Origin of the sequence: Cryptosporangium minutisporangium, assembly GCF_039536245.1 — a bacterium.
In the GTDB taxonomy this organism is placed as follows: Bacteria; Actinomycetota; Actinomycetes; order Mycobacteriales; family Cryptosporangiaceae; genus Cryptosporangium; species Cryptosporangium minutisporangium.
In genome coordinates this window covers 1-6,326 of record NZ_BAAAYN010000102.1, presented here as the reverse complement: position 1 = coordinate 6,326, position 6,326 = coordinate 1, and the positions used below count along the sequence as shown (strand labels likewise).

General features: G+C 71.9%; 6 protein-coding genes. 3 read left to right on the top strand and 3 right to left on the bottom strand.

Annotated features, from left to right (window positions below):
* The 3 genes from paaC to paaA all read right to left on the bottom strand — a co-directional run.
* Window positions 1–733: 1,2-phenylacetyl-CoA epoxidase subunit PaaC (gene paaC / locus ABEB28_RS41960; RefSeq protein WP_345733909.1), on the bottom strand; the 733-nt coding region annotated here is incomplete at its 3' end.
* 8 nt (window positions 734–741) lie between these two features.
* Window positions 742–1,035, bottom strand: coding sequence for a 1,2-phenylacetyl-CoA epoxidase subunit PaaB (paaB, locus tag ABEB28_RS41955; protein ID WP_345733900.1), 294 nt, complete (start codon window positions 1,033–1,035; stop codon window positions 742–744).
* Window positions 1,032–1,883 (bottom strand): 1,2-phenylacetyl-CoA epoxidase subunit PaaA, encoded by an 852-nt coding sequence (paaA, locus tag ABEB28_RS41950; RefSeq protein ID WP_376981202.1) that lies wholly within the window; start codon window positions 1,881–1,883, stop codon window positions 1,032–1,034. Before paaA ends, paaB begins: the two co-directional genes overlap by 4 nt.
* Before the next feature lie 226 nt (window positions 1,884–2,109).
* On the opposite strand from paaA, the gene paaZ reads away from it, so the two are divergent.
* Genes paaZ through paaK form a run of 3 tightly spaced genes read left to right on the top strand, consistent with a single transcriptional unit; the run spans window position 2,110 to window position 6,292 of the window.
* Window positions 2,110–4,149: a phenylacetic acid degradation bifunctional protein PaaZ gene (gene paaZ, locus ABEB28_RS41945; RefSeq protein WP_345733898.1), complete on the top strand. Its 2,040-nt coding sequence runs from the start codon at window positions 2,110–2,112 to the stop codon at window positions 4,147–4,149.
* A 5-nt stretch (window positions 4,150–4,154) separates the two neighbouring features.
* Window positions 4,155–4,952 (top strand): enoyl-CoA hydratase/isomerase family protein, encoded by a 798-nt coding sequence (locus ABEB28_RS41940; protein WP_345733908.1) that lies wholly within the window; start codon window positions 4,155–4,157, stop codon window positions 4,950–4,952.
* 32 nt (window positions 4,953–4,984) lie between these two features.
* Entirely contained in the window at window positions 4,985–6,292 is a 1,308-nt protein-coding gene (paaK, locus tag ABEB28_RS41935) for a phenylacetate--CoA ligase PaaK (protein WP_345733897.1), read from the top strand.
* The last annotated feature ends 34 nt before the right edge of the window (window positions 6,293–6,326 follow it).

Here is a 6,326-nt window from a genome sequence, read left to right as displayed (position 1 = left end):
CGGACGGCAGGCCGTCCAGGTCGACGACGATCGCCACCGCCGTCGAACGCTCCACCGGGTGCGCCGACACCAGCTCCGGGTAGAGCGGCCAGAGCGCGTCGAGCGCGGTGCGCAGCCGCCGGTGGGACTCCGCGGTGCCGCGCGCCAGCGTGCGGAACCACCGGGCGGCCCAGTCGCGGTGGTAGGTCAGCTCCTTGACGCCCTTCGCGGCCACCGCCGCCAGCACGTGGTCCCGGCTGCTCCGCAGCCGGTCGAGCAGTGCGAGCCGCGCGGAGGCGAACAGCAGGATCCGGACGACGACGTGCGCGAAGTCGCCGCCCGATACCTCGGCGAGCCGCACGTTGCGGAACTGCTCGGCGTCGCGGAAGAACGCCAGCGCGTCCTCCGCCGGGACCGGTGAGCCGTCCGGCAGCGCGGGCACGACCCGCGGGTCCGCCGCGGCGGCGCGGGCCAGCAGCAGGCGCGCCTGACCGAGCAGGTCCAGCGCCATGTTCGCCAGCGCGATGTCCTCCTCCAGGTCCGGGGCGCGGCTGCACCACTCGGAGAGCCGCTGGGACAGCACGAGCGCGTCGTCGGCGAGCATCAGGCAGTACGTGGCGAGAGCGGTGTGGTCGACGCCGTCCGGAACCGTCGTGTCGACCCCGGCCAGCGGATCCTCGAAGTTCGTTCCGAACGCCCACTGCGTGGAGTCGTTGTCCAGCAGGCCGGCGTAGATGCTGTCGTCGTCCATCAGCGGCCTCCTCACATGTGGGGGACGTTCGCCGGGATCTCGTAGAACGTGGGGTGGCGGTAGACCTTGTCGGCGTTCGGGGCGAAGAGTGGGCCCTTCTCGTCCGGGCTGGACGCGGTGATCGCGTCGGCGCGGACGACCCAGATGCTCACGCCCTCGTTGCGGCGGGTGTAGACGTCGCGGGCGTGGTGGACGGCCATGGTGTCGTCCGGTGCGTGAAGGGATCCGACGTGGACGTGGTTGAGCCCGCGCTTGGCCCGGACGAACACCTCGTAGAGCGGCCAGTCCCGCCGATCCGCGGTCATCGCTCGGTCCGTGCGGCGAACGCGGTCGCGGCCTCGCGTACCCAGGAGCCCTCGTCGTGGGCGGCCCGGCGGTGCGCGATCCGCTGCGCGTTGCACGGGCCGTCGCCGCGGATCACCGCGGCGAACTCGTCCCAGTCCGGCGGTCCGAAGTCGTAGTGGCCGCGTGCGGCGTTCCAGCGCAGCGCCGGATCGGGCAGCGTGACGCCGAGCGCGTCGGCCTGCGGCACGGTCATGTCGACGAACTTCTGCCGCAGCTCGTCGTTGGAGTTGCGCTTGATGCCCCAGGCCATCGACTGCGCGCTGTTCGGCGAGTCGGTGTCGGGCGGCCCGAACATCATCAGCGACGGCCACCAGAACCGGTCGACGGACTCCTGCACCATCGCGCGTTGCTCGTCGGTGCCGCGCACCATCGTCGCCAGCAGTTCGTAGCCCTGCCGCTGGTGGAACGACTCCTCCTTGCAAATCCGGATCATCGCCCGCCCGTACGGGCCGTAGGAGGTCCGGCACAGCGGCACCTGGTTGCAGATCGCGGCGCCGTCGACCAGCCAGCCGATCGTGCCGACGTCGGCGTAGGACAGCGTCGGGTAGTTGAAGATCGACGAGTACTTCTGCTTCCCGGCCAGCAGCAGCTCGACGAGCTCGTCGCGGGAGACGCCGAGCGTCTCGCAGGCCGCGTAGAGGTAGAGGCCGTGGCCGGCTTCGTCCTGGACCTTCGCGAGCAGGATCGCCTTGCGCCGCAGCGAGGGCGCCCGGCCGATCCAGTTGCCCTCCGGCTGCATGCCGATGATCTCCGAGTGCGCGTGCTGGGCGATCTGCCGCACGAGCGTTTTCCGGTAAGCCTCGGGCATCCAGTCGCGCGGCTCGATGCGGTCGTGCCGCGCGATCACGGCGTCGAACGCCTCCTGGAGCGCAGCATCGGATGCCCCCTGTAGCTGAGCTGTCACGGCTCCTCCCGGCGGCATTTACTTAACGATCGGTCTGTAATACCGTGGCACGCGCCTACCGCTGAGCGCAACCGGGCGGCGGGCCCTCTGTTCGAGTTCCGCAACGCCGCGACTGCGAGGAGGGAAAGCGATGACGCCGCTACTGGAGAGTTACTGCGCCGGACGTTGGGTGCGCGCCGACGACGAGGGCGAGCCGCTGCTCGACGCGGCCACCGGCGAGGAGGTCGCGCGGATCTCCAGCCGCGGCCTGGACGTCGGCGCCATGGTGCGGCACGCCCGGTCGGTCGGCGGGCCCGCGCTGCGGGCGCTGACGTTCCACGAGCGCGCGGCCCTGCTCAAGGCGCTCGCCAAGCACCTGACCGCAGGGAAGGATGCGTTGGCTGAGTTGTCGATGCGCACCGGTGCCACGGCGCGCGATACCGCGATCGACGTCGACGGCGGCATCGGCACGCTGTTCAGCTACGCCAGCAAGGGCACCCGCGAACTGCCCAACGACACGATCGTGCTGGACGGCTCCGCCGAGCGCCTCGGCAAGGGCGGGACGTTCGTCGGCCAGCACGTCTACACGTCGCGGCCGGGCGTCGCGGTGCAGATCAACGCGTTCAACTTCCCGGTCTGGGGAATGCTCGAGAAGCTCGGCCCGGCGCTCCTCGCCGGGCTGCCGACGATCGTCAAGCCAGCGAGCCAGACCGCGTACCTCACCGAGCTGGCCGTGCGGCGCATCCTCGAGTCCGGACTGCTGCCCGAGGGGTCGCTGCAGCTGATCGCCGGCGGCGCCGGGAGCCTGCTGGACGAGCTGACCGTGCACGACTCGGTGGCGTTCACCGGCTCCGCCCACACCGCCGGGATCCTGCGGCGGCACCCGAACGTCGTCGACGGGGGAGTGGTCCTCGGCGTGGAGGCCGACTCGCTCAACTGCTCGATCCTCGGCCCCGACGTGCGGCCGGGCGACCCCGAATTCGACCTGTTCGTCAAGGGCGTGGTCACCGAGATGACGGTGAAGGCCGGGCAGAAGTGCACGGCGATCCGCCGGGTGCTCGTTCCGGAACCGCTCGCCGACACCGTGATCGAGGCGCTCGAGGCCCGGCTGTCCCGGATTTCCGTCGGCGACCCGCGCAACCCGGACGTCCGGATGGGGGCGCTCGCCAGCCTCGGCCAGCGCGACGAGGTCCGGAAGGCCGTGGAGGCGCTGCGGGCGAGCGCGGACGTGGTGATCGGTGATCCGGACGGTGGTGCGCTGCTCGACGGCGATCCGGACCGGGGCGCATTCCTCACCCCGCTGGTGTTGCGCGCGACGGACGGCGCGACCGAGCCGCACGACGTCGAGCCGTTCGGACCGGTCAGCACCGTGCTCACCTACGACGCCCTCGACCAGGCGGTCGCTCTCGCCGCTCGGGGCAAGGGCAGCCTCGTCGCCTCGGTGGCCAGCCACGATCCGCAGGTCGTGCGCGACGTCGTGCTCGGGCTGGCGCCGTGGCACGGGCGGGTCCTGGTGCTCGACCGCGACGACGCGGCCGAATCGACCGGGCACGGCTCCCCGCTCCCGACCCTGGTGCACGGTGGACCGGGGCGGGCCGGCGGCGGCGAGGAACTCGGCGGCGTCCGCGCGGTGCTCCGCCACCTGCAGCGCACCGCGATCCAGGCGTCACCGGACCTGCTCACGGCGGTCACCGGCCGCTGGACGCCCGGCGCGCGCCAGCCGGAGAGCGACGTCCACCCGTTCCGGAAGAGCCTCGCGGACCTGCGGATCGGCGACACGATCCGGTCCGCGGCCCGAACCGTCACGCTCGCCGACATCGAGCACTTCGCGGACTTCACCGGAGACACGTTCTACGCGCACACCGACGCCGAGGCCGCCGCCCGCAACCCGCTGTTCGGCGGCATCGTCGCGCACGGCTACCTGGTGGTGTCGCTCGCCGCCGGGCTGTTCGTGGAGCCGTCACCGGGCCCGGTGCTCGCCAACTACGGCGTGGACGACCTGCGGTTCCTCACCCCGGTCAAGGCCGGGGACAGCATCGCGGTGACGCTGACCGTCAAGCAGATCACGCCACGGAACACCGCCGACTACGGCGAGGTCCGCTGGGACGCCGTGGTGACCAACCAGGACGGTAAGCCGGTCGCCACCTACGACGTGCTGACGCTCGTCGCGAAGACGTGGGCGGCGTCGTGAGCACGATGAGCGGGACGAGCGAAGTGCTGCTGGAGCGGATCGGCGCCGCCGCGGTGGTCACGCTCAACCGTCCGCGGCGGCGGAACGCGCTGGACGCCGCCGCCAAGACCGCGCTGCACGAGACGCTCGCGCGGGTGGCCGCCGACGACGGCGTCCGGGCGGTGCTGCTGACCGGCGCCGGCGACGCGTTCTGCGTCGGACAGGACCTCGCCGAGCACGCCGAAGCCCTGCGTGCCGACCCGGCACACGCGTTCGACACGGTGGAGCGCGACTACGCGCCGATCGTCAGCCTCCTCGCGACGATGGACAAGCCGGTCGTCGCCGGGGTGAACGGCGCGTGCGTCGGAGCAGGGCTGGCGCTCGCGCTCGCCTGCGACGTCCGGGTGTTCGCCGAGGACGCGGTGCTGGCCACCGCGTTCACCGGGATCGGGCTGACCTGCGACTCCGGGTTGTCGGCGACGCTGGCCGGTGCGGTCGGGGTGTCCCGAGCGCGGGAGCTGGTGCTGCTCGGGACGTCGTTCCGCCCCGCGGACGCCGTCGCGTGGGGCGTCTCGGGCACGGTCGTGGCCCGATCCGAGGTCGAGGCTGCCGGACGGACGCTCGTCGCGGAGCTGGCGCAGGGGCCGACCGCCGCCTACGCGGCGACCAAGCGGCTGTTCGCGGCGAGCCCACACGAGAGGAGCCTGGACGCGACCCTGCGGGCCGAGGCGCGAGCCCAGGCAGCGCTGGGGCTCACCGCCGACCACGCCGGAGCCGTCGAGGCGTTCCTCGCCAAGCAGAAACCCGTCTTCACCGGCCGCTGACCCCGCGCGCCTTCCGACGTGAGGAGACCGCTGTGGAGGACCTCAGCCCTCGCCCCGGCGAGTTGGAGCCGATCGAGACGGCGTCGCGCGACGAGCTGACCGCGCTGCAGACGCGACGTCTGCGGTGGACGGTCCGGCGCGCCTACGACAACGTCGCCCACTACCGCGCCGCGTTCGACGCGGCCGGTGTGCACCCGGACGACCTGAAGACCCTCGACGACCTGGTGCGGTTACCGTTCACCACCAAGGCCGACCTCCGGGACAACTACCCGTTCGGCATGTTCGCGGTGCCCCGCGACCAGATCGTCCGGATCCACGCGTCCTCCGGTACGACCGGCCGGCCGACGGTCGTCGGCTACACCCGCGACGACCTCGACGTGTGGGCGACCGTCGTCGCCCGCAGCATCCGCGCCGCCGGCGGAAGGCCGGGCATGGTGCTGCACAACGCCTACGGCTACGGGCTGTTCACCGGTGGCCTCGGCGCGCACGCCGGTGCCGAGAAGCTGGGGTGCACGGTCGTGCCGGTCTCCGGCGGGATGACCGAGCGCCAGGTCCGGCTCATCCAGGACTTCCGCCCGGACGTCATCATGGTGACGCCGTCCTACATGCTCGCGCTGACCGACGAGATGGAGCGCCAGGGCGTCGATCCACGCACGACGTCGCTGAAGGTGGGCATCTTCGGGGCGGAGCCGTGGACCAACGACATGCGGCGCGAGATCGAGCAGCGTCTGGACATGCACGCGGTCGACATCTACGGGCTGTCGGAGATCATCGGGCCCGGCGTCGCGAACGAGTGCGTCGAGACCAAGGACGGCCTGCACGTCTGGGAGGACCACTTCTACCCGGAGGTCATCGACCCGATCAGCGGGCAGCCGCTGCCCGACGGCGAGGAGGGCGAACTCGTCCTCACCTCGCTGACCAAGCAGGCGATGCCGATGATCCGCTACCGGACCCGCGACCTGACCCGCCTGCTGCCCGGCACCGCGCGCACGATGCGGCGGATCGAGAAGATCACCGGGCGCTCCGACGACATGATGATCGTCCGCGGAGTGAACCTGTTCCCGACCCAGATCGAGGAGCTGATCCTCGGCACCGCCACGCTCAGCCCGCACTTCCAGTGCGTCCTCGACCGGGACGGCCGTCTCGACACGCTGACCGTCCGGGTCGAACGGCGGGAGTCGGCCCCGGCCGCGGACGCCGCCGAGGCCGGAGCGCAGCTGGAACACCTGGTGAAGAACCGGATCGGCGTCTCGGTCTCGGTCGACGTCGTCGAGCCGGGCGGGATCGAGCGTTCGGTCGGCAAGATGCGCCGTATCGTCGACCAACGCCGGCCGCACTGACCCTGGCGAGGTCGACGGCCGTCAGCCCGGGCTG